Here is a 21570-nt window from a genome sequence, read left to right on the forward strand (position 1 = left end):
GGGCGACGGATGGGCGCCGCCCGGTTTGAGCGGCCGGATCCCGGTCGTCACGCCCGACCGGTGGGACGCAGTTCGCGTTCGAGTGCGGACAGGGCGAACGCGTGTGCGGAGGTGTGCTGCCAGCGGGACCGTCCGAACATCACGTCTTCGGAGATGCCGCTCAGCATGGCCACCGCCCGGATGGTGAACCCGGTGATGTCCACCTCGGCGAAGTGCCCCAGGTCACGACCCTCACGGAGGATGGCCTCCAGTCGTTCGTCCCAGCCGTCCAACAGTGCGGTGAGGGTTCGCCGACCTGCTTCGTCGTGGCGCTGGAGGAGCACCTGCGTCCACAGCGCGTAGCGTTCGTCGCCCTGGTGGCGGGGCAGGTAGAAGCGGACGAACAGGTCCAGCTTCTCAGCCGGCGACGCCGCCTCGTCGGCGGCCCGCTGGTAGCGGGTCCAGAGGTCCGCCTGGCTCCACGCGAGGACTTCGAGCAGGAGCCGGTCCTTCTTGCCGAAGTGATAGAGGATGTGCCCGGTGCTCATGCCGGCCCGCTCGGCGATGTCCGACATCCGCAAGGCCGCCGCCCCCTTCTCGGCGATGACGCTGATGGCGGCCTGCATCGCCCGCCCCCGCGCCTCGTCCCCGCTGCGCTGACGCTTCCTGTCGACCGGGACCCGGTCGCCGGACCGGGAGGAGGCGCCGGCCCCGGCGCTCCCCGACCCGATCTCGCCTTCCGGCGGGTGGAGGCGGTCGGGCAGCCCGGGCCCGGTCTCTGACGTCGGCATGAGCTCGCTTTCGGTTCCGAGAAATCCAGATCCCAAGTCTAGGTTCCGCTGATCTAGATCCCTAGTCTAGACTGAAAATCTAGTCAGCACGATGGGGAGTGCGACGGCCGTGTGCGCCGCCACCCCGACGGCCGGCGGCCCGCCTGTACGACCCACCACCCAGGAGACACCCTCATGACGCGCGGATTCGATGTCGTCGAGACCTGTATCACCGACCTGCGCGCGGCGCTGGAGAAGGGCGAGACCACCGCCGTCGGTCTGCTCGACGCCTACCTCGCCCGGATCGAGGCGTACGACCGGCCCGGTACGTCCACCGCGCTCAACGCGATGGTCGTGATGAACCCGGACGCCCGCGCCGAGGCGGAGGCCAGCGACGCACGCCGCGCGCGGGGCGAGACGCTCGGCCCGCTCGACGGCATCCCGTACACCGCGAAGGACAGCTACCTCGTCAAGGGACTGACGGCCGCGTCCGGCTCCCCCGCGTTCGAGCACCTCGTCGCCCAGTGCGACGCCTTCGCCATCGAACGGCTGCGCGCGGGCGGCAGCATCCTCATCGGCCTGACCAACATGCCGCCGATGGCGAACGGCGGCATGCAGCGCGGGGTGTACGGCCGCGCGGAGAGCCCGTACAGCGCCGACTGGCTCACCAGCGCCTACGGCTCCGGCTCCTCCAACGGCTCCGGAACGGCGACGGCCGCGTCGTTCGGCGCGTTCGGCCTCGGTGAAGAGACCTGGTCCTCGGGCCGCGCGCCCGCCTCGAACAACGCGCTGTGCGCCTACACCCCCAGCCGCGGCGTGATCTCGGTCCGCGGCAACTGGCCGCTCGTACCGACCATGGACGTCGTCGTCCCGCACACCCGCACCATGGCCGACCTTCTCGAACTGCTCGACGTCGTCGTCGCCGACGACCCGCACACGCGCGGGGACCTGTGGCGCGCACAGCCGTGGGTGGCGCTGCCCTCCCCGTCACAGGTACGCCCCACCTCCTACCCGGCACTCGCACCCGCCGACGCCGAGGCCGCATCCGAGGCACTGGCAGGCAAGCGCGTCGGCGTACCGCGGATGTACATCAACGCCGACCCCGGCGCCGGAACGAACCCCGACGGCGGCATCGGCGGCCAGACCGGGCAGCGCATCGACACCCGTCCCTCGGTCATCGCGCTGTGGGAAGCCGCCCGGCGCGACCTGGAGGCCGCCGGCGCCGAAGTGGTCGAGGTCGACTTCCCCGTCGTGTCGAACTACGAGTCCGACCGCCCCGGCGCCCCCTCGCTGCTCACCCGCGGACTGGTCAGCCGGGACTTCCTCACCTTCGAGATCGAGGACCTGTCCGCCTGGGCCTGGGACGACTTCCTGCAGGCCAACGGCGACCCGGCGCTCTCCACCCTGGCCGAGGTCGACGCCACCCGCATCTGGCCCAAGCAGGAAGGCGAACTGCCCGACCGCTACGACGGCTTCGACGACACCATCGGCGACTACCCGCGCTTCGTGCGCGAGCGCCCCTACGCCTCCCTCACCGACATGCCACACCTCGAACAGGGGCTGCGCGGGCTCGAGGAGACGCGCCGGGTCGACCTGGAACTGTGGATGGACGGACTGGGCCTGGACGCGGTCGTGTTCCCCGCGGTCGCGGACGTGGGCCCCGCCGACATGGACGTCGACGCGGCGTCCGCCGACCTCGGCTGGCGCAACGGCGTCTGGGTCGCCAACGGCAACCTGGTCCCCCGCCACCTCGGCATCCCGACCGTGACCGTCCCGATGGGCACCATGACGGACATCGGCATGCCAGTCGGGCTCACCTTCGCGGGCCGCGCCTACGACGACAACTCCCTGCTGGCCCTCGCCGCCGCCTTCGAGAAGACCGGCAGCCGGCGCACGATGCCGCCGCGTACGCCGCGGCTGTCGGCCCGGTGATCTGACCGGACGCTTCCGAGCGGGTCCCCACCGCGGGGGTGGGTGCGGCGCGTCTACCGCACCCACCCCCGCGGTGGCCCTTCGTGCCGCCACGCTCACGCAACCCGCGCAGCGGTGCGGGCCACGGGGTGCAGAGCCGCGCGCTCCAGGGGCGCCGACGGATCGATGGAGACGTCGAGCTGCGCGGGAGCCGAGCCCGCGCGCACCAACAGGTCGCCCACGGCCGCGATCATCGCCCCGTTGTCGGTGCACAGGCTCAGCGGCGGCACCCGCAGCTCCACTCCCGCGGCGGCACACCGCTCTTCGGCCAGGGCCCGTACCCGCGAGTTGGCGGCCACCCCGCCCACCACGACAAGGGTGCGCACCTCGTACTCCTCGCAGGCGGCGAGGGCCTTGCGGGTGAGGACGTCGGCTACGGCCTCCTGGAGGGAGGCGGCTCCGTCGGCGAGGGGGATCTCCTCGCCGCGGAGGCGGTGTTGCTCGGCCCAGCGGGCGGCGGCGGTCTTCAGTCCGGAGAAGGAGAAGGCGTACGGAGCGTCCCCCGGCCGGGTCAGGGGCCGCGGGAACGCCACCGCGCAGCCGCTGCCTCCGCGAGCCGCCCGGTCGATCGCGGGCCCGCCGGGGTACGGCAGCTCGAAGACCCGGGCGACCTTGTCGAAGCACTCCCCGGCAGCGTCGTCCACGGTGTCCCCGAGGTGCAGGATCGGATCGCGCACCAGATCCCGTACGAAGAGCAGCGAGGTGTGGCCCCCCGAGACGATCAGCACCATGCAGGGGTTGGGGAGCGGCCCGTGTTCCAGGGTGTCGGCGGCGACGTGCCCGGCCAGGTGGTGCACGCCGTACAGCGGGACGCCGGCCGCGTAGGCGAGGGTCTTCGCCCCGGCCAGGCCCACCTGCAAGGCACCGGAGAGACCCGGTCCGGTGGTGACCGCGACGGCGTCGATGTCCGGGATCCGCAGCCCCGCCTGGTGCAAGGCCTCGCGCACGACCGGGTTGAAGGCCTGGAGGTGGGCGCGGGCGGCGATCTCCGGGACCACCCCGCCGAACCGCGCGTGCTCGTCCATGCTCGACGCCACCACGTGCGCGAGCAGCCGCCCGCCGGAGACGATCCCGACACCGGTCTCGTCACACGACGATTCGATGCCGAGCACCACAGGAGAGCCCACGGGAACACCTTTCGCAGAGATGAAGTTGTTGCAACCCATGTGCAATAAGGTACGCCGCCGCCAGGGCCGGGGGGCGGGCGGGCGGGCGTGCTCAGGTATGACGCAGGACAGTGGAGGCATGACGTACGACGAAGGGCTCGCCCAGCGGATCCGGGAGCGGCTCGGCGAGCAGGCAGCCGTCACCGAGAAGCGGATGTTCGGGGGTCTCGCCTTCCTGCTGCACGGCAACATGACCATGGCCGTGTCCGGTCAGGAGATCGCCGTCCGTGTGGGTCCGGACCGGAGCGAACGGGCTCTCGCCCGCCCCGAGGCCCGCCCCATGGACTTCACCGGCCGCCCGATGCGCGGCTGGGTGACGGTGAGCGGCCCGGCCCTGGCGAAGGATGCCGTGCTGGACCACTGGATCACGACGGCGGTGGCCTTCGCGGACACGCTGCCGCCCAAGTGACGTCGGCCCTGGCTACTTCAGCAGCGCACTCGGACGGCGAGGCCGTCACAAGGGCCGGTCGGGGTCAGAAGGCGTTGCGCCGCCGAAGTCCGAACGTACGGCCGTCCGGGTCGACCAAGAGCCGGTAGAGCGGCATGGTGAGGCGGCGCTCGGCATACGAGAGGTCGGGCGGGCTGTACGCACGCAGCCGGCCCGGCGGCTTCTGCCCGCGGCCCCCGCCCTCGTGCCAGGCGTCCAGCGCGGCGGCGCTCGCCGCGAACGCCTCGAAGGCCCGTACTGGGTCGCACAGCGGATCCGGCGTACCCGGAGTGCCGGGCGCGAGCGGACCGGGCCCGGTGGCGTCGAGGTGCTCGCGGGAGAGCTCCAGCCGCAGCTCTCGCGCGAAGCGGCGGGCGCCGTCGCCCAGTCCGCCGGGATCGGTGGGCACGCGGGCGTCCACCTCTTCGTCCAGGACGGCACAGTTGAGTTCCGAGTCGTGCGTCCAGGACCGGAGGTTGATGTTGTCGGATCCGACCGTGGCCCACACGTCGTCCACCACGCACACCTTCGCGTGCACGTACACGGGAGTGCCGGCGCGGTTCTCCAGGCCGTACACCGCCACCCGCCCACCGCCCGCCTCGCGCAGCTTGTCCAGCGCCTTGACCCGGCCGACCACGTTCATCGGCCCGGACAGCCTGCCATCCTGGTCGGGCACGGTGGGTATCACGGCGATCAGTCGCAGTTCGGGGTTCTCGCGCAGCGCCCCGGCGAAGGACTCCACCACCTCGGGGGACCACAGGTACTGGTCCTCCAGGTAGATGAGCCGCCTGGCCCGCTTGAGCGCCTTCAGGTAGCTGCGCGCCACGCTGCGCTCCCCGTCCGGCGCGAAGGGGTAGCCGCGCAACAGCCGGTTCGGATAGGTGCGCAGCACCTGCACGGTGTGCTGGCCACAGGGCGGCGGGTCGGGCAGCTGCGGAGGGATGGGATCCGCGTACGTGTCCTCGCGGTTGACCAGCGCCCGCAGTTTGACGAGCGGGCTGCGGCTCAGCGCGGCCGGATCCTCCCAGCGTTCACGGAATCCCGCCTCTATGTCACCGACGGCAGGTCCCCGGACGGCCAGTTGGACGTCGTGCCAGGGCGGCCGGGGACCGTAAGCGGCAGCCATCGGCATCGTCTGCGGGTCCCCGTGATGGTCGGCGTCGTCGTTGCGGCTGTGGCACAGGTCGATCCCGCCCACGTAAGCCACGTCCAGGGAAGGGCGGCCTGGATGGCGCAGGACGACCAGCTTCTGGTGGTGGCTCCCTCCGGGACGCACCCGCATGTCGAGCAGGCATTCGCCGCCCGCCGCCGCGATCTCCTCCCCGAGGTGCCGGTTCTCGCTCTCGCTGTAGCGCAGTCCGTCCAGGTGGGAACGCCAGAGGAGGCCCTTGACGATCACGCCCCGCCCGGCCGCCTCGGCCAGCACCGTGCCGATCTCCGTACCCTCGCCGTCCAGCCGTTCGTCGGGGTCGCCTCGCCAGTCCGTGAAGAAGAGCAGGTCTCCCCGGCGTTGTGCCCGGATGTTGCGGAGGAGCTCGGCGAAGTACGTGGCGCCGTGCACGAGCGGGCGCGCCTGGTTGCCCCGGGTCCACGAGGAGCCGTCGGGGTGGCGGCTGTCCACACGGGTGGCCGTGTTGCCGCGTTCACCTGCGGTGAGCATCCATTCACTGCGTTCCATTTACGGTGCCTCCCCCCATCGGCTACCCGCCCGGCGCGGTCTCAGACACTCTGCCCCCGCCCGGGTCAGCGGAACGGGTGGGGGGCCGCTTCGGCCGGGTGGTCCCGGGAAGGCAGGCGCCTGCGGGGCTAGAGGTCGCGAACGTCCCCAAGGGGTTCTTCTTCCACAGCCACAGGTGCAGGGCGTAGTGGACGGGCTGGCGGGGGAAGCGCCCGGGCATCGGGCCGTCGAAGGAGCGGCCGAACAGCGTCGGGTGGTCGTCGTCCGCGGCCGTGTCCTGGTCTTGGCGTTTGCCCCCGCGCCCGTCGTCCTCGGAGAAGAGCGCGGCAGGCTTCGCCTGGTCGACGGAATTGTCGTACGCCTGGTTGAAGTGCGGGTAGCCGAGAGCACCGGATCCCGCCCTGTCCTCGAGGCAGTGCTTGTCCGAGACGTAGCCCGCTTTCACCGCGGCCACGTGCCGATAGACGGAGCGGTCGCCCGGTAGACGGTTGCGCGCTCGGCCACCGCCCTGCCGTCGTCGACGCCGGAGGGGGAGGCGGAGGCCGTCAGGGCGAGAGCGGCAGGCGTTGCGAGGGCAAGAGTGCGGAATATGCGCGGACCCCTCAGAGGCGGGGCTCGTAGCCAGCAGGATGTCCCCCGGAGAACTGCCGCCACCACGCCAGTGAGGTCCAGAAGCTTCAGCAGCTGCTGGCTAAGCCCCGCCAGACACAGCCGCCGGCCTGCTTCCTGAGCCTCGACCCGTGTACGCAAAAGGACGTTCAGACCACTGGAATCACAGAACGTCAACGCAGTGACGTCGGTAACGACGTCACCGTGCCCTTCCGCCGCCGCTGCGGCGGCCTTGCGGTGAGCTCGTCCACGTGATCGAAGTCCAGCTCACCCGCGAGCCGAACCACCGTTCGCGGATCAGCCTCCGCCGCGGGCTCCCCGGTGGAAGGGAAGTGCTGCCGATCATTCGGCCCGCGCACAAGCTCGCCCTTCAACTGTTCGTGATCCGTGACGGAAAAATCCTACGGAAGGGACGGACTGCGCGGCCCCGGCCCCGGCACTCCGTAATATCTACGGGAGGCGTCCACCACCGGGCGTACAAGCCCCGAGCGGGGCGGGCCAACCAAGCGGACAGCGGAGGGCGACCCACAGATGTCGGTCCAGTCCTCCATGTCAGTGGCCGCCGCCTTCGATGGCACCGAAAGAATCGCCGACGCCAGGCACATAGCCCGCTCGTTCCTCGACGGTCTACGCGACGCGCACGGCCTGTTCGTATCAGCCTGCGCCCTGGAAACCGTCGAACTCGTGGTCAGCGAGCTGGTCACCAACGCGCGCAAGTACGCCCCCGGCGCCTACGTGCTGGCGCTGGGTGTCCAGGGCGGATCCGTTGAGGTGAGCCTGTGGGACAGCAGCCCGATCGCTCCGACGATCCTCGCCCCCGACCCGTTCCGGGTCGGCCGGCACGGCCTGGAGATCGTCATGGCCTCCACCCAGGATTTCCGGGTCCAGCACGAGGCAGAGGGCAAACGCATCACCGTTGCCATCGCACTCGACGAGGACCCATCCAGGCCCGCCATCAGGTGACCGCCCCTGGCCCCTCGCTCCGAGCTCAGCCCCCGTTCCACACCGACCGCCCGAGCACGGACCGCCATCGGCGCCGTGCCAACCACCGCCCGGGAACCGTGCTTCCCCCAGTCGAGAAACAGAGGGACCCATGGAACAGCTCGTGACGGTGTTGCCGGACGCCGAAGGCGTACGCGTGATCGCATGCGCCGGAGAATTCGACCAGGACACCCTGGAGCCGTTCGACCGAGCCGTCGACCTGGCCGTCGCCGACCCGGCGGTGCGAACCATTGTCATGGACCTCAGCCAGGTGACCTTCGCCGACTCGTCCATGCTCAACGCGCTGATCCGCCTGAGACGCTGCGACTCCCGGCTCATCCTCGCCGGCCCGATCCCCGCTCGACTCGCCCGGCTCTTCGAGCTCACCTCGGCGGACCAGATTTTCACCATCGTCGACCGCGTCGACGCGGCACGCGCTCTGTAGAGCTCGACCGCGTACCCCGCTGGGGCAGCAGCACAATCGGAGCCCCGTGGGAGGCGCTCAGCCCCGTGGAGACCGACGCTGTGCTGGTGGGCGGCCCGGACAGAAGAACACTAGCCGGGGAACACGCGGACCATAGCGGTGTACCACTGGTCCAAGACAACGGGTAGCCAAGGGTGGCGTCTGGGCATCAGCCCCATCGCAGTGGGCAGCAGCCGGACAGGAACCGACCCCCGAACGACGGCCCCTCGTACTGGATGGAAACGGCTGACCTGCCGCCAGGACTGCTCCCGCCAGCACCGCGGCCGCAGGTGAGGCGGAGTCCGTCCCGAGCTGCGTGAGCCTTCCGACGTCGCCGTCGCCCCGGGCGACGATCCACACGCCGAGCCCCACCACGAGCAGCAGACCGCCCGTCTCGATCAGGGCGGCAAGGGTGTCGACCCCGGTCGACTCTCGAATGCCGCGTGCGTTCAGCAGACCCAGGAGGACCAGGAAGACCGCGGCGACGAGTACCACCGGCAGCGAGACGAGCGCGGTACTCGCCCGCGAAGCCGCGGGCGAGCGCCGCGACCGACACGAGACCCGCCGCCAGCATGCAGAACCCCGTGAAAAAGCCGACGGCGGGGCCGTAGGCGCGTGTGGCGTAGTACGAGGCTCCGCCTGCCCGTGAGTACTTCGTCGCGAGCTCCGCGTACGAGGCGGCGGTCAGCAGTGCCAGCAGGAGTGCCACCGTGAGGGGCACCCAGACGGCGCCGCAGGACTTGGTGGCCACTTCTCCGATCAGGACGTACACGCCGGCGCCGAGGACATCTCCCAGGATGAAGAAGTACAGCAGGCGTGTGGTGAGGACCTTGCACAGCGGTTCGTCGACGCCGGAGCCGGCATCGGCGGCGGGGTGGGTACGCATGGGCCTCATCTGTTCTGGCCTGGGACGGCTCTGATCGGAGGCGGACGGAGGCGGCCGACGCTTCCGGGCTGCGGGAGCCGGAGGGCGTTCACGGCAGGGCCGGTGTGAGGGCGGGGATGAACGTGAACAGGCGGCGGGTGGCCGTGAGGTCGAAAACGTATTGCGCCTGGTCGGGGGCACCGGCGAGTTCGAGAGTCCACTCCTCGTCGATGGCACGGGCACGGAGCGCGAGCAGGACGTGGAGAGCGGAGGTCCCGATGAACGTGACGTGGGCGAGGTCGAGGACCAGGATCCGTTCGGGCAGTACGAGCATGTCCAGGACACGGACCAACTGGGAGCAGGTCTCGTAGTCGAGGTCGCCTCTCACGGACACGACGGCCCGCTCCGGTTCCTCGGTGACGCCGATGGCGAAGTCTTTGAGGCCCATGGCGCATCCGCCGTTCCTCGGGAGCCCGTCACAGCCGCACCGGAAGTGGAAACGCGGTGGGCCGCCAAGCGCGCGGCTGGTGCCGTGCACGGCCGAGCGGGAGCATCCGTACCCGACGTCGGCCACGGATCGTGGCCACCGAGTGGTGCGGGGTCTCCAACGGGCCGGGCTTATCGGTACTCCGCGCCTACCCCGGCCGCGCTGCCGCAACCGGCGCGGCAACCCGGCCCGGCCCGTGGTCAGGGGCGGCGGTCAGAGGCGTCGGAGCAACCGACTGGATCGGCGCCGAGGCCCTGAGCGCAGCGGACGGCCCCCTCGGGGGCGGGGGCACCCCGAGGCTGTTCCACGCCGGCATGCGAGGGGCCGGAACCGCCGCTGCGGTTCCGGCCCCTCGCATGTCACGTCAGTCCTTGAGGACGTCCTTGATCTTCTCCTTGGCCCCGCGGGCATCGCCCTTGGCCTGCTCGGCGCGGCCCTCGGCGGCCAGCCGCTCGTTGCCGGTAAGACGGCCAGCGGTCTCCTTGAGCTTGCCCTTGGCCTGCTCGCCCTTTGCCTCGGCCTTCTGCTCGCCAGACACAGCTGATCACTCCCTGTTCTAGGAAAAGCCTTACGAAACCCCGTATGACCGTTCGAGGCACTCTCAAACGGACGGTGCACATCCGCCTCACCGAGGCCCCGAGACGAGCTCACGTCAAGCGCCATCGGGGCCCGTCGCGCTCCTCGGTACCTCCGAACAGTTCCTGCGAGAGCGGTCGTTGATGCACGCTGGGCCCGGTGGAGGAGGCCATGGAGTCCGTTTGAGCGCAGGGCGGCACGGGCGGCGTTCGCGCCGGGAGCGCCGTGCACGCCTCCGCCTGGGTGGGCGGCCGCCGAGGCGAGGAAGAGGCCCTTGACCTCGGTCTCGGGGCGGCCGGTGCCCGGGGTGGGGCGGAAGATCGTCTGTTGGTGGAGGGCAGTGGTGCCGTTGTTGATGGCGCCGTTGTGCAGGTTCTCGTTCATGGACTGCAGGGTGGTGGGGGCCAGGATCCGGCGGGCGGCGATCAGTGCGCGAAAGCCCGGGGCGAAGCGCTCCACCTGTGCTTCGACGCGGTCGGCCATGGCCTCCTGTGCGTGGACGTCCCACGTCCCGGTGATGCGGTCCGGGCCGGCGTCGCCGACGATGCGCTGCGGGAGGTGGGTGTAGGCCCAGGCAGATTCCGTGCCCGCCGGCGAGCGACTGGGATCCGCCGTGGTCATCTGCCCGAACAGGGCGAAGGGCTCGTCCGGTACCTGGCCCAGGGCCAGCTGGGAGGCGAAGCGGGTCAGGCCGTCGATCCCGTCGGCCACGTGGACCGTACCCGCCCCGGCCGCCCGCGGGGCCGTCCACGGAACCGGTCCCCTCAGCGCCCAGTCGACCTTGAAGGTCGCGAAGTCCCACTGGAATCTCTCCAGATCACGCAGGGGACGGGCCGGAAGGTGTTCCTCGCCGACCAGCTCGCAGTACAGGACCGGCGCCGAGGTATCGGCGAGCACGGCACGCCGTGCGGCGACGCTCTCCCTGCCGGCCGTCACCACTCCGACCGACCGCAGTACCGCCGCGTAGGACGACGGAGGCGACCCGCTCCCCGCAGCGCAGCACTCCCCCGCGACGGCGCAGCCGGTTCACGAGCGTGGCGGTCAGCGCGCCCGCGCCCCCTACGGGGACCGGGAAACCGTGGCTCTGGCCGAACATCGACATCAGCCAGCCGAAGCCGCCGCTGCCCGCGGCCTCGGGAGCCAGGTCTGCGTGGAGGGCATTGCCGGCCAGCAGGAGCCGGCCACCCGCTCCGGCGAACTCCTCCTCGCCCAAGCGCCGTGCGGGGAGGGCCAGTTTGCGAGCCAGCCGCAATCCCCCTGACGCACGGAGCCTCGCGGCCACCCGGAGCCCAGAGCGGACCGGCGGAAAGGGAGTGAACAGGGCCTGTACGAGATCCGGCCCGATCCGGCTCCACGTGCGGTACATGTCCTGCCAGGCGTCGCCGTGGGCCGCGGCGAACTCCGCGAGTCCGTCGCATGTGTCCTGGAGCCGGCGCTCCAGGACGGCGCAGCGGCCGTCGGGCAACGGGTGGGCCAGTACGGAGGGCGCGTGGCTCCAGCGCAGACCCTCGGCGGCGAGGTCGAGCCGGGCGAGGACTGGGGAGGCGGCGGCGAGCGGATAGAAGGCGCTGAAGAGGTCCGAGACGTAGTCGGGATGGACGCCCCGGTCGCTGCGCACAGCTCCGCCGGGCTCTGGCTGCGCTTCCAGGACTTCCACGCTCCAGCCGGCGTCCACCAGCAGGTTCGCAGCCACCAGCCCGTTAGGGCCCGCGCCGATCACCACCGCGTCAGGCACCACGGTCCTCTGACCACTCCTTTTCCGCGAGCCTTGCCAGGCGGGCGAGCATCCCCCGGTGGCGTATCTGGAGCAGCACTTCGATGGCGGGGTTGTGGAGGGTGCCGCCCAGACCGCGCAGGGGATGCTCGTCGCACACGACGAGGGTTTCCTCTCCCCACGGCCGGAGCTGCAGGAAGATCCTCGCCGTCCCCAGAGTTTTGAACGCCGCCTCCAGTTCCAGCTCCCTGCCGGGCTCCTGGTGGCGTACGGTCGTGATCCCCTCGGCCTTCCACGGACCGAGCCGCACGGTGTACCGGAGCCGGGATCCGAGCTCGGGCCAGGCATGATCGAGCGGTGTGGAGTCGGACGGTCCCACGACCCACTCGCCGTAACACTCCGGATCTGCGAGTACTTGCCAGACGGTCTGCGGAGGGCAGTGGATCAGGTGACTGCGTACGGCCATGGGAAAGGCCCTTCTCCGGGGAGATCGGATGCAGCGGCGGCGTGCCGCGTGGAACGCGAGTGCCCACCGCCTTACGCGCCAACCCCCCGCGGCGCTGGGACGCCCCGCCGGCTCGCGCCACTACCGCCAGCATGGTTCATCGTCCCACCCCTTGCGCGAGCGGTCGCGTTACCGTCGGTCACCCAGAGTGGCCGACAAAGGACAGCTCTGGTGCGGGCCAGCCCGCTGGAGGCTCCCCTCCGGCGGACGACGTCGATTTGCCGGCCGCGCAACGAGACACCCGTGAAGGTTCCGGCGGCAAGCAAGGTCCGCGAGGCGCCCGCCTCCTTCTCGGACCACCTCACCCAACCCCGCCTGTTCTGGCTCAGCATGACCCCGACCGAGCGCGAACACATCGTCGCCGCCTACACCTTCGAGCTGAGCAAGTGCTACGAGCAGGCCATCAGGGAACGCACCCTGAAGGTCCTGGCCAACATCGACCCGCAGTCGTGCGAGGAGGTGGCTACGGGTCTCGGTCTGCGGGCTCCACCGTGCCGCTCGTCGCCGCCGACCCCAGCCCCGGCCAGCACACGGATCCGGCCCCCAGATGGTCGGGGGCGGGGGCACGCGTCGCCGCCCCCGAACGGCTACGAGCGACCAGCAGCCATGCCGGGCCTGGCCGTTCAGGCCCACAGGCACCTCAGCTGTTGACGCCGTCGCGGCCGTCGGCAGTCAGCAAACGAGCGTCTCAGGGTTGCACGCAACGGGCCCCGGCAGCACGGAGGCCCGGTCTTCACCGTCGACGCCATCGCGGTGCACCGCATCGATGGATTCCCCGACCAGTAGGTCTCCGGCGCCACGGGCCGCCCCGAACCACACCTCTTCACGTGCGGGGGCACGTACACGAAGAAGGCCGGCTACCCGGCCAACGTCGTCGTCCACGTCCACCTCACAGGTACCGCGGGCAAAAAGAGTTGAGCGGAGCGATTCCGGTCAGCCTCCCGCCCGCGCGGCTCAGACTTCGACTTGACCGCCGTTCCCCGGCTTCGCAGTTTTGCCCTTCTCGGCCGCGAGCGGGTAGCTATTGGGCTCTTCGTCCGTGATCTCGCAGGTCAGGGTTCCGTCCGGGTTCACTGTGTATGCGTAGCTGAATCCGTGCGCGCGTAGCTGTTCCTCTGCGAGATTCGCAGCGCCGTCTTCGCCTCGGCCGGTCAGCGGACGGCTGAGCCCATCCAGTGGCCGGTCGTGGTCCAACCCTGGAAGCGGCGGGCCAGGCCACCCAGTGCGATGCCGTCCGCGTCGAAGGTGCCACCGCCCGCAACCAAGCGCAGTCCGGCGATCACCGGGGCAAGGCGGGCCGCCGTGTGCCACGGCTGCCCGGCGGCCTCCGCCGCCATCCGCTGGACGAGCGCGGCCTGCCGGCCGGGTGGGCACTGCGACAGGAAGAACAGCGTCTGCCGCCAGGCGTACGCCGCGTCCTTGATGGTGCCGAGCGGGCGGGGGTGGCCGTGGACGCGGGTGACGAGGCGGCACACCGCAGCGAAGCTCTCCTCTGCCAAGGCCTCCCAGCCCGCCTCTGGGGCGATGCCCGCGTGCCGCACCAGGACGGCCAGGTTGTGGGTGGTCAGGATCTGCGCCTGCTCGATGATCGTGCCGTTGCCGGCCTGCGACCAAGAGGAGGCGGAGTCCGTACCGGCCCGTTCCCCACACAGCCGGTCGAACGCGGGTGCCATACGGGCCGGACGTGCCCGGCCGAGGCCGTCAGCGGCATGCACGACCGCCATGCTGCGTACCGCCGCGCAGTCGATCCCGTAGTAGCGGGTATAGAGGCTGTCCTCCAGAAGGTCGGCCGCAACGCGCGCGGCGGTCAGGAACTTCGGGCTGAAGGTCCCCATGAAGATGTCGGCCGCGAGTTCCTCGGTGAACGGCGCGGAGAGGTCGGCCTGGCGTGCCAGGTGGGACATCTCGCGCACCAGCGGGTTCGGCAGCAGTGTTCCGGGGAACGCGCCGACGGCCAGGTCTCCGAGGCGGCGCAGCGCGGCCTCTGCAGCCGCCCGCGCCCGTTCCTCCGTATCGGCGTCGCTGCCGTGGCCGGCGACCGCGCGCACCCAGGGCAGTTCGTCCACCCGTACCTGGTGTGCCAGGTTGAGCAGCAGCAGCGAACGCCGGTTGCGGAACGCCCGGTACGTGGCCGCCTCGAGGGTGCGCAGGGCGGGGTCGGCGTAGCGCTGTGCGGTGGCGTTGGCCACGAGCTGCGGAACGAGGTCGGCCAGCACCTCCGCGGACGGCACCAGTCCGCGCGCGACGAGTTCCTCCGGCGGAGCGCTGAGCGCGGTGCGGACCACCTGATGCAAACGCGGCGGAACAACGGTTCCGGAGGGCAGGCCGGTCCCTGCTGCCTCCGTCTCCGTGACCGGTGTGAGCAGCCCGTCGATGTCGGGAGTACCGGCGCGCTGGTCCAGCGGTGCAAGGCGCTCCGCCACGGCGGCGGCGATCTCGTTGTGAGCCGGCAGCGCCGCCTGGCCTGCCTGCTCGGCGCGCAGCCGCGCGTGCCGGTCCGAACCGGGCAGGCCCCGCTTGGCGATGACCGAGGTCATCGCGTGGCGCAGCAGCCCGGCGAGCCGGGGCGCGAGCGGGCGACCCGCCGCAGCCTCTTCCAGGGCCCGCAGCATGATGCCTGCGTTTGACTTCTGGTCACGGTGCTTGCGGCACTGCGTATGGAGCGCGGCGAGGGCGCGGTAGCGCTCCAGCAGGGCGGCCGCCTGCACGCGCGCGTCGCCGCCACCGCGGCCGGTCCGGGGAGTGGCCGGGCCGGGGCCGGGCACGCGCTCTGGTCCGGGTCGATCCGCTGTGGCCCCGACCGGGGCGGTCGCTTCACTGTGCTGCAGCCAGTACGCAACGAGTTCGTCGTCGAAGGGCCGCCACACGCCCAGGGCTTCGCGCTGCACCTCGATGGCGGTCTTGGGCCTGCGGGCCCGCAGTGCGTCCGAAACCTCGCCAACGCTGCGGCGGTGCACCGCGCTCGTGTCGGGGGCGGGCCGGTCGGCCGGGCGGGGCAGGAAGCGCAGTTGGTCGGCGAACGGCTGAAGCTCCCTCACCAGGGCTGCGGCCGTGCCGAAGTCGTCGGCCCGTACCAGCCAGGCGACGGTCAGCAGGGCCGCCTCCTCGGGCAGGGACACCTCGTAGCGACCGGTGTCCAGCAGTTCCCACAATTCCTCGATGCCCGGCTCCGTCAGCGCGTGCGCGAAGAGCGCCGCACGGTCGGCCGGTACTCCGGCTCGGAGGGCGGCGTCCGCTTCATACTGGGCGAGGGGCCCGCTCGCGCCGGGTGTTCCGGTGGGGAATCCGCCGCGGACGACCTCAGGGGTGACCCAGGCGGGCAGTCCAGCGACCGGGGTGCGCGAACCGACGGTGAGGCTGCCGTCCGCCATGCCTGCGAGCACTGCACGCCATTTCTGCATCCGGCCGAGGGCGCGGTCGCGGGTGGCCGGCTCAGCGTGCGAGACGGAGGTGCGCAGTGCACGTGCCAGCTGATCTGCGGCGTACGCAGACGAGGCGGTTGCCAGGCCAGTCGTCGCGGCTGCGGACGCACCGGCGGGACGGCCGGGCTCGGTCGGGGGCTGCTGGTCAGCGCTCTCGTTCATAAGCCGGCGTGGCAGGACCTGCCCCTGCGCCCCCCGGGTAGGAAGCCCGGTGCTCTGACTGACTGAGCTACACGCCGTTCGATGCTCCGACCCTAGAACGATCACCTAGACACGGCAATCGAATTGCGAGCCACCAGCCGCACAGCGGGCCATGCCCGGCGCCCGACCGCTCCGCGGCCCGCTATACCCGTCGCCGGGCGCAGGGCCGGGCGGGGAACGCCACCGACCAGACGAGAGGCGCGAGGCCCGTCCAAGACGGCGACGACCGAGTACGGCCCAGCCGGGCACCATCGGGTGCTTGCCCAAACCCCGGCCGAGGTCACGGCAGAAGACCGGCTGCTGCTATAAGGCACGCCTGCGGACCGCCAGCGCCGCGCCCTGGCCGACGGCGGCCTGCCGTCGCTGACCGGACTGACCACCGGCACCGTACCGTCCGGCTGAACGCCAGGACCGCCGTCAACAGCGCGGCGGCCGCTGAGCCGCGCCCGACCATCCGTTGACCACGCGCCCGCGTTGTCCCCAACCTTCCGCGCGAGTCCGGAGCCGGGGTCGGGGCAGGCGCAAGAAGGACAGCGGCGGCGCTCTTTTGTCCTCCTCTGCCGTGCCACCTCCCAGACGCCGAGCGCGGACGGACCCGGCGCGACGGCCCTGACAGGGCCAACAGCGAGGATGGCGTGCGCAGAGTAGCTGGGCTCTGGCCCACATTCGGTGAATCGGTAACTGATCGTGGGGTCCCGTTGCCGCGGGGCCGGAGGCAGGTAGGACCCGGATGGTCGCGGTTGCGGAATCAGTCGAGTGCGCGAGCTATCGCTCAGTGACGATCTGGGGCAACCGGATCTTTGATCGTCACCGAACGGCCTCGGGGTTCTTCGTGCTGCATGCTCCGTCCGCAGGCAGTGATGTCTGCTGTGCTCGCGTGTTCCTGCCAGATTTGAAGGACGTACAGATTCAGAGTGTCGACGACGTGGCCAAACGCCGTGGAAACGCCTACGCCACGATCCTGGCCGGCTACGGCCACGGGTAGCCCAGTTCCTCAGGGTTGTAGCCTCCGCAAAGCTCGGCGGTGGCACGGGGGTCGCCTGCGGTCAGCAGCGATTCAAGGTGCTCCGCCTGGAGGGATGGGACCTCTGCGGAGACCGGGAGGGTCACCAGGAACTGTGCCCAGGGCAGATCTGTGTCGGCCCGGTTCGGGGGATGCCTCAGGAGAACGCTGATCCGATCAGGTTCCGTGGTGCGGGAGGCCCAGACGTCTTCCAACTCGCACTCCCACCTGGCGAGCCAGTCTCCGCGGTCCCTCAGCCCTGCCTCGAGCAGCCGCGCAACCACTCCTGCCGGCCACTCCCAACTGCGGTCCTCTCCGGCTCGCAGGACCTCGACTTCGTACTGGTCTGCGGCGAAACGAAGCTCCGGCAGGTCGAGGTCTTGATGGGCCAGGTCGCGCCAGCCGGCCCAGACGACGTGATCCCTGTCGCGCCTGACCGTCACGTACAGGGCGCCGCAACACTCCTCCACGCCGCACCCGGACCAGGCCAGACGAACCTCGTGGGGCGTCAGCGCGGCATGCAGCGGCGCGGCACCGCCCAGCAGATACCGCCGGCCTGCTCCCAGATACCGGAGGCCACCCACCCTGTAGGGAAAGGACACGTCGGCCAGGAAATCCCGGCCATTGACGATCGGGCGGACCTCTATGCCGCCCTTGCCTGGCGGTGGGCACACGATGCTCAGGCTGAGAAGGTCCGGTCCCATGGTCATCGCGCAATGATCGCGGAGCACGCTCGCAACTGTCATGTGAAATTCGTGTGGGCTCCGCTGAGGGCAGCAGTTCGGGCCGCCTCAGGGACGCTGGTCCCCGGATGCCCCTCCGGAACGACGCAACGACGGCACGGCAGCCTGGGGCACTGCCGCTTCAGACGGAGGGGGCTCCTCCGCAGTGACCTGCCGGAAGTGGCCGACCCACGAATCCGGCGTCAGGGAGGACCATTCGACGTCGATCTCAACACCGTGTGCTGTGCGGGTGTAGTCCGCGAGTGACGTGAAGATCGCCGTCTGCACGTCATGGAGGGCCGCATCGGCAGGCATCGGAACCTTGCCGCATCCGCCTCCCCAGCCATGGGCAACGAACGTGAAGGGCCACACGTCTCGGCCGGACAGCAGGGTGATCTCCTTCGGTATACCGAAGGAAGGTCGCTTCTTCTTCGTCTGGGATCGTCTCGCCACGCTGCCATCCAACCTGACGGGCCGCGGCGTCTGGCACCCGGCCGCACACCGCAGGCCTTCCGTGGGCGGAGGACGCCCAATAACATTTCGACGAAGTCGTGGATGAGTCATCGCGAGTGGTCACCGGTGGTGAAGTACCCGGATGCGGAGCAGGTCGAGGTTGGCGCGGCCGAACATCTGCCTCTTGAGGAACTTGATCTTGTTGACGGTGCCTTCGACAGGTCCGCTGCTGTGGGGCAACGTGAGTCCGGCTGTGACGGCAGCGAGGTCGCGGCGCAGGCCGCTCGCAAAGCTGGCCAGGTGTGGCACGGAATCAGCTGCGGTCACTGCGGTGATCCACTCGTCGAGCAAATGTCCCTCGCGGTTCGCCATCACGAAGTAGACGGCCCTCCCCTACAACGGCACGGCCAGCCGGGACCCGATACGGAACCGGAGTTCCGCAGCGGCCTGCCGGATTTCCTGGGGCAGCCCGGCGTCATCGAGCAGCCCCAGGAGGATCATCGCGGCCCGCGCCTCGTCACCACTGATCAGCTTCAGGCGCGGCTCGGTGACCGAGTCGAGGAGCACGTCCAACAAGTCGTCCATACCTGGAACAACGCCGCACCGGCCCGGCCGTCACCGAACTGAGGCCGCACGGTCCTCAACCGGGACGCCCTGGCCAGGTCAACGCCCGAGAACTCCCTGTCCAGCCTCCCACCGCACCACACTCACCGCCCCGGTGTGACTGAGCGTCCCACTTGGTTCTGTACGCGCTTTCGTGATGTCTGCGCCTGCAGGAGGATGCGTACTCGCAGCCGGGCTGCGGGGCGCCGGATCCCCAGTTGGGACCCCACCCCGTGTAGATGATCCACAGCACGGGGAAGGTAGCGGCGGCAGGCAGCGGGCCTGCCCACGAGGGAGAGGCGCGCAATGACAGACCCCGAGAACAAGGACCGTCTCGACGTCCGGATCCACGATCTCGAGTACAAAATCAAGCGCGCACGGGCGCAGGGCGACGACTTCAAAGCCGACTATTTCGAACACGATCTCAAGCTGATGCGCGAGGAGCGAGCCAAGTTGGGCGAGTAGTTCGCCCCAGACGCGCACACGGTCACAGACGCCCGCGCCCTCGGGCCGACAGTGCGCCGCGCAGCGTGCAGCGCCCACCGGCGCCGCACGCATGCCGGCTGCGAGGCTACTTCGAGTGGTCGATGACGTTGCCGTTGGAGCAGTTGTTGACGTGGTCGCCCGTCCAGTCCCCCATGGCGGGTACGACGGCGGTTTCCTGGAGACACACCGCGGCGGCGGCGAAGTTCCAGTTGTTCGCGGCGTTGACGCCGCCACCGAAGTTCGAGTCGTTGTCGGCGTGTGCCGGGGCGGCCAAGCCGACGGAAGCAACGACGAGAGCGGCAGCAGTGATGATCTTCTTCATGGCCTGAGCAACGACAGCCGGCGCTCGGGGACACGATCCCGTAGGCCATGCGGCGCGCGCTACGCCACGGCCCAGGCTCGACCGACGAGGGCCGAGTGCAGCCGACCGCGCTCGCCGACCTCGACGTCAACCGGGCCCCGCAGGGACCCTCGTGATCGCCCCGCCATCACCAACGTACGGGGCCGGGCCCGGCCAGCGGATCACTCCCGGGCCTGGCAGCCCGGCGGGCCAGCACCGGACGATCCGTTCGAACTCCGCAAGGCTCGCCCGGCCAGCCGGTCCCGGCGCCCATGAGCGAACCCACCCGGCGGCGGCCTGGTAGCGCGGATCGTGCACCTGCACCTGCTCGAAGCCGTCCTGCACAACTCGGACCTGGCCACCGCCACCGGCCAGGACCACACCGGCAACCCCGACACCGTCCAGGCCGCCCTCGTCGGCCGGTAAGAGAGCTTCCCCGACGACATCCGCGCCGCCACCGGCATGTTCGCCCCCTCCCAGCCCGCCGCCGACAACGCCCCGGCAGCCGACCGAATCGCCGCCCACCTCGACCGCACCCTCTGACCTCCCGGCCACGAACAGCGGGCGGAAATCGGTGATCCGGCCCCAAGGCCGGGCACTCAGCATGATCATGGTGAGCGACTGTGCCCGTCTCACCATGGCCGGCGCCGACCGCCCGACTCCGGGACGACGCGGCCTGCTGCCGTGTCCTCCCCCGCCGTAAGGAACCTGATGGCCTTCACCGTCAAGATCACCGACTACGACCCCGCCAACCACCCACTCACCGAGTGGGACAAATCCCACCACCGCGTCTACACAGACGATTCCGACGAGGTCGGCACGCCCAAGTACGAGCACTACCCCACCGACCCCACCAAGCTGACCTTCTACCCCGACACCGGGCTGGAGGGCGAAATCGACAACGAACACCAGGTCACCGGCCCCGCCTCCGCCCTGCTCACCGCGAAGTCGGCCTACGTCCCGCCGGGCGGCTCCTGGACCTTCTACACCGAGGAAGACTTCCACGGCGAGGAATACGGCTACACCAACGACAGCCAGATCGCACACGTCCTGGACTTCGACCCCCAGTGCAGCAGCGTCCTCCGCGGCGTCGACAGCTAACCCGGACCACCCCTGCCGGCTGGCGGCACCGCCGACCTCGGATCAACGCCGCCCGCCGCCAGCCGGCGGCGAGCGCGCCGCGCGGCAGCCCATCCGCCCCTCGGAGCGCGGCACTGCGGCAGGCGAGGCCGCCCTGCGGCAGCCTCGTTGCTGACCCGGGCCTCTCAGGTGAGGAAGCGATCAAGCACGGACAGGGCCATCCCGAGCACCCCGAGCCCCAGACCGATCATGCCCACCCATGCCCAACGGTCTCGTTTCATCAGCTACAGCCTCCGATCCTCGGGCAAGGGCGCATCCGGCAGAATCGAGGCGTTCGGGGCCGCCCGTCACACCCCCGCTCCACAGGCGGAGCCGGGGACCGGACGATGCCACGGCCCGGCACTCACGAGGTGACGTCGGGGACTTCGGCGCCGGCCCCGGCCTTCACGGCCTCGACGACGAGCTCGTGGAGCGCCGCGAGGCCCTCGGGTGGCAGAGGGGCGAGGCTGCCGGTGAGGGTGTACCAGTCCTGAGCACCGGTGTACTGAATCCACACCGAGGCCGTGCCGTCCCGGGCCGGGCCCGCCTTCACGTCGTCGGTCAACGGGACCGCCCCGTCGGGGACGGCTCCGTGGTCGGGCTGCGGGGTGTGGTCAGTCATGAGCACGTCTCCAGCATCTCGCCTGCACCGCCGTGCCACCCATGGCCCATCCACGGCGACTGCCAGTCCGCGCCCGCCGGATGAAGAGCCGTGCTCCTACACCAACACGCACCCGAGGGGAAAGCGGCCGCCTCGGGCCGACGACGCGTGGAGACGCCGCTGGGCAGCAACCGCTCCATGGCATGGCTGGGACGGAGGCGGGGGCGGCAACCAATCGGTTGCCGCCCCCGCCCCGTACATCTGTGTCCGCGTCGGTTACAGGCGGTGCGGGCCGTCGTAGTAGCCGCCGACCTGGCGGTGGTAGTCCGCATCGCCGAGGTGCTTGTCCTTGTCGAACTCCGGAGCGTTCTTGATCTGCTCCTTCGTCCGGTCGACATAGATCTTCTCGTCGTTCGCGTCGATCCGGCT

General features: G+C 70.6%; 19 protein-coding genes, 1 tRNA gene and 5 pseudogenes. 7 read left to right on the forward strand and 18 right to left on the reverse strand.

The genetic code is table 11. The features are described 5' to 3' along the window. Positions 1 to 47: 47 nt before the first annotated feature. Positions 48 to 770, reverse strand: coding sequence for a TetR/AcrR family transcriptional regulator (locus ACFYYB_RS27960; protein ID WP_389438419.1), 723 nt, complete (start codon positions 768 to 770; stop codon positions 48 to 50). Between the two features lie 174 nt (positions 771 to 944). On the opposite strand from ACFYYB_RS27960, the gene ACFYYB_RS27965 reads away from it, so the two are divergent. Continuing rightward, positions 945 to 2681 carry an amidase gene (locus tag ACFYYB_RS27965; RefSeq protein WP_389438420.1) on the forward strand — a complete coding sequence of 579 codons (1737 nt, stop codon included), beginning with the start codon at positions 945 to 947 and terminating at the stop codon, positions 2679 to 2681. 95 nt (positions 2682 to 2776) lie between these two features. On the opposite strand, the gene tsaD is transcribed toward ACFYYB_RS27965, so the two are convergent. Further along, positions 2777 to 3835 (reverse strand): tRNA (adenosine(37)-N6)-threonylcarbamoyltransferase complex transferase subunit TsaD, encoded by a 1059-nt coding sequence (gene tsaD, locus ACFYYB_RS27970; RefSeq protein WP_389438471.1) that lies wholly within the window; start codon positions 3833 to 3835, stop codon positions 2777 to 2779. 130 nt (positions 3836 to 3965) lie between these two features. On the opposite strand from tsaD, the gene ACFYYB_RS27975 reads away from it, so the two are divergent. After that, the gene (locus ACFYYB_RS27975) at positions 3966 to 4295 is read left to right on the forward strand and encodes a TfoX/Sxy family protein (protein WP_389438421.1); all 330 of its coding nucleotides are present in this window, start codon (positions 3966 to 3968) and stop codon (positions 4293 to 4295) included. 64 nt (positions 4296 to 4359) lie between these two features. On the opposite strand, the gene ACFYYB_RS27980 is transcribed toward ACFYYB_RS27975, so the two are convergent. The 3 genes and pseudogenes from ACFYYB_RS27980 to ACFYYB_RS27990 form a co-directional block, all read right to left on the reverse strand. Continuing rightward, positions 4360 to 5991: a phospholipase D family protein gene (locus tag ACFYYB_RS27980; protein WP_389438422.1), complete on the reverse strand. Its 1632-nt coding sequence runs from the start codon at positions 5989 to 5991 to the stop codon at positions 4360 to 4362. Positions 5992 to 6013: 22 nt separating this feature from the next. Further along, a complete protein-coding gene (locus ACFYYB_RS27985) occupies positions 6014 to 6445 on the reverse strand; it encodes a hypothetical protein (protein WP_389438424.1) in 432 nt (143 codons plus the stop codon). Continuing rightward, positions 6433 to 6831 (reverse strand): annotated as a pseudogene (locus ACFYYB_RS27990) (STAS domain-containing protein); the annotation flags it as partial. The pseudogene ACFYYB_RS27990 and the gene ACFYYB_RS27985, both read right to left, overlap by 13 nt. A 300-nt stretch (positions 6832 to 7131) precedes the next feature. On the opposite strand from ACFYYB_RS27990, the gene ACFYYB_RS27995 reads away from it, so the two are divergent. After that, positions 7132 to 7563 carry an ATP-binding protein gene (locus ACFYYB_RS27995; RefSeq protein ID WP_389438425.1) on the forward strand — a complete coding sequence of 144 codons (432 nt, stop codon included), beginning with the start codon at positions 7132 to 7134 and terminating at the stop codon, positions 7561 to 7563. Positions 7564 to 7693: 130 nt separating this feature from the next. After that, positions 7694 to 8026, forward strand: a complete 333-nt coding sequence (locus tag ACFYYB_RS28000) for an STAS domain-containing protein (protein WP_389438427.1) — start codon at positions 7694 to 7696, stop codon at positions 8024 to 8026. Between the two features lie 273 nt (positions 8027 to 8299). Here ACFYYB_RS28000 and ACFYYB_RS28005 read toward each other — a convergent pair. The 5 genes and pseudogenes from ACFYYB_RS28005 to ACFYYB_RS28025 all read right to left on the reverse strand — a co-directional run. Next, positions 8300 to 8939: pseudogene (locus ACFYYB_RS28005) on the reverse strand (amino acid permease); the annotation flags it as partial. 79 nt (positions 8940 to 9018) lie between these two features. Further along, complete coding sequence (locus tag ACFYYB_RS28010; protein WP_389438429.1) at positions 9019 to 9357, reverse strand: STAS domain-containing protein; 339 nt, start codon at positions 9355 to 9357, stop codon at positions 9019 to 9021. Between the two features lie 403 nt (positions 9358 to 9760). Continuing rightward, entirely contained in the window at positions 9761 to 9934 is a 174-nt protein-coding gene (locus ACFYYB_RS28015; RefSeq protein WP_389438431.1) for a CsbD family protein, read from the reverse strand. A gap of 185 nt (positions 9935 to 10119) precedes the next feature. Continuing rightward, positions 10120 to 11707, reverse strand: a pseudogene (locus ACFYYB_RS28020) (phytoene desaturase family protein); the annotation flags it as partial. After that, a complete protein-coding gene (locus ACFYYB_RS28025; RefSeq protein WP_389438432.1) occupies positions 11700 to 12152 on the reverse strand; it encodes an SRPBCC family protein in 453 nt (150 codons plus the stop codon). The gene ACFYYB_RS28025 and the pseudogene ACFYYB_RS28020, both read right to left, overlap by 8 nt. A 282-nt stretch (positions 12153 to 12434) precedes the next feature. On the opposite strand from ACFYYB_RS28025, the gene ACFYYB_RS28030 reads away from it, so the two are divergent. Further along, the gene (locus tag ACFYYB_RS28030) at positions 12435 to 12842 is read left to right on the forward strand and encodes a catalase-related domain-containing protein (protein WP_389438433.1); all 408 of its coding nucleotides are present in this window, start codon (positions 12435 to 12437) and stop codon (positions 12840 to 12842) included. 500 nt (positions 12843 to 13342) lie between these two features. Here the strand turns inward: ACFYYB_RS28030 and ACFYYB_RS28035 are convergent, their stop codons facing one another. From ACFYYB_RS28035 to ACFYYB_RS28055, 5 genes and pseudogenes are all read right to left on the reverse strand, one after another. Next, a complete protein-coding gene (locus ACFYYB_RS28035) occupies positions 13343 to 15574 on the reverse strand; it encodes a hypothetical protein (RefSeq protein ID WP_389438435.1) in 2232 nt (743 codons plus the stop codon). Positions 15575 to 15778: 204 nt separating this feature from the next. Continuing rightward, positions 15779 to 15852 (reverse strand) — tRNA-Gly (locus tag ACFYYB_RS28040). A 931-nt stretch (positions 15853 to 16783) separates the two neighbouring features. After that, positions 16784 to 17527, reverse strand: coding sequence for a hypothetical protein (locus tag ACFYYB_RS28045; protein ID WP_389438436.1), 744 nt, complete (start codon positions 17525 to 17527; stop codon positions 16784 to 16786). Between the two features lie 585 nt (positions 17528 to 18112). Beyond that, positions 18113 to 18349, reverse strand: a pseudogene (locus tag ACFYYB_RS28050) (transposase); the annotation flags it as partial. 36 nt (positions 18350 to 18385) lie between these two features. Continuing rightward, on the reverse strand, positions 18386 to 18577 hold the full coding sequence (locus tag ACFYYB_RS28055) for a hypothetical protein (protein ID WP_389438437.1): 192 nt from the start codon (positions 18575 to 18577) through the stop codon (positions 18386 to 18388). 324 nt (positions 18578 to 18901) lie between these two features. On the opposite strand from ACFYYB_RS28055, the gene ACFYYB_RS28060 reads away from it, so the two are divergent. Beyond that, on the forward strand, positions 18902 to 19060 hold the full coding sequence (locus ACFYYB_RS28060; protein ID WP_389438438.1) for a hypothetical protein: 159 nt from the start codon (positions 18902 to 18904) through the stop codon (positions 19058 to 19060). A 106-nt stretch (positions 19061 to 19166) separates the two neighbouring features. Here the strand turns inward: ACFYYB_RS28060 and ACFYYB_RS28065 are convergent, their stop codons facing one another. Next, on the reverse strand, positions 19167 to 19403 hold the full coding sequence (locus ACFYYB_RS28065) for a hypothetical protein (protein ID WP_389438439.1): 237 nt from the start codon (positions 19401 to 19403) through the stop codon (positions 19167 to 19169). 729 nt (positions 19404 to 20132) lie between these two features. On the opposite strand from ACFYYB_RS28065, the gene ACFYYB_RS28070 reads away from it, so the two are divergent. Beyond that, positions 20133 to 20522, forward strand: coding sequence for a hypothetical protein (locus ACFYYB_RS28070; protein ID WP_389438440.1), 390 nt, complete (start codon positions 20133 to 20135; stop codon positions 20520 to 20522). Positions 20523 to 20904: 382 nt separating this feature from the next. Here ACFYYB_RS28070 and ACFYYB_RS28075 read toward each other — a convergent pair whose 3' ends face one another. Both ACFYYB_RS28075 and ACFYYB_RS28080 read right to left on the reverse strand, forming a co-directional pair. Next, positions 20905 to 21162, reverse strand: coding sequence for a hypothetical protein (locus tag ACFYYB_RS28075; protein WP_389438441.1), 258 nt, complete (start codon positions 21160 to 21162; stop codon positions 20905 to 20907). 255 nt (positions 21163 to 21417) lie between these two features. Then, positions 21418 to 21570, reverse strand: a pseudogene (locus ACFYYB_RS28080) (PRC-barrel domain containing protein); the annotation flags it as partial.

The sequence above is a fragment of the Streptomyces sp. NPDC002886 genome (assembly GCF_042888445.1).
Taxonomy (GTDB): domain Bacteria; phylum Actinomycetota; class Actinomycetes; order Streptomycetales; family Streptomycetaceae; genus Streptomyces.